The following is a 1,065-nucleotide window of genomic DNA, read 5'->3' as shown; positions in this document are numbered from 1 at the left end:
TGGGTTCCTGAGTTGTATCCAGAAAATTCATTTAAGGTAAGTTGGTAGGAATACCCAAAATAAAAATTAGATTTTTTGAATCCAGCCATGGGACCAATATTTAATGGTTTACCAATTTGGTCGTTCAAAAAACGGTAAGAAGCTCCTACCCAAAAATAGTCATCATAACTGTTGAATTTTCTATACTTAACATTGATATCTGTGCTAGAACGTTTATCAGATTCAAAATATTGAAAATACACTGAAGGTTCTATTTCGGATCTATTGTATCCTCCGTTACTAAAAACATAACCCGAATACACTTGATAATTGCGCAACAAATCTGGTTCTAAGGCAATGAATTTATCTAAATTTTTGGGCAAAATATTACTCGCATTCAAATTCACATAGAAACGGTTGATACGATACAACAAGCCAATATCAAAGTTATTATTGGAAGTAAATCGATTATTATTGATAGAAGGATCCGGATTGGTAGGATCTAAATCGTTAATATCAATTTTGAAATTATTGATATTGAAAGACAAGCCAAATGACAAATATTGCTTAGTATAATAATCTAAAATAATATGGTGCGCAAACGATACTTTTCCTCCCGTTTGACGTGTATTTCCATTTTTATCATTGTAAAGTGAAATACCCACCCCTGACTGATCGGCTATTCTAAAATCTGCAAAAACAGATTGGTTGTTTGGCGCATCTTTAATGCCTACCCATTGCGTCAATCCGTTGACTCTAATTTTTAAATTGTCTCCGATACCTGCAAAAGTAGAAGAGAGCACAAAAGGGTTGTCTGCCAAATATTGTGTAAATACAGGCAAGTTCAACTCTTGGGTGTGGCCTGTAATACCTACTAAAAGCAACAATGAAAGTATAATCTGTTTCATAATAATCTAGATTGTTTGATGGGTTCAAAACATCCCTTTTTATGGGACAGGGATGTTTCTTACCAATTTATTTTGGGGTTACCTCATGCTATCGTTTTTCCTATCTCATTAAAGTAAAGTGACCTACAAATTCGCGATCATCTTGTACATTTTTCAATTTCAAGATGTACCAGTAATC

At 33.6% G+C, this 1,065-nt stretch carries 1 protein-coding gene; it reads right to left on the bottom strand.

The window, feature by feature from the left end; all coding sequences use genetic code 11:
- The coding region (locus FLB_RS10255; protein ID WP_064715877.1) for a type IX secretion system membrane protein PorP/SprF at nucleotides 1-887 on the bottom strand (887 nt) is incomplete at its 3' end.
- Between the last annotated feature and the right edge of the window lie 178 nt (nucleotides 888-1,065).

Source organism: Flavobacterium succinicans (assembly GCF_001662485.1).
GTDB classification, from domain to species: domain Bacteria; phylum Bacteroidota; class Bacteroidia; order Flavobacteriales; family Flavobacteriaceae; genus Flavobacterium; species Flavobacterium succinicans_A.
Note: the sequence above shows the minus strand (reverse complement) of the source record. Positions and strands in the feature narration are given on the sequence as shown.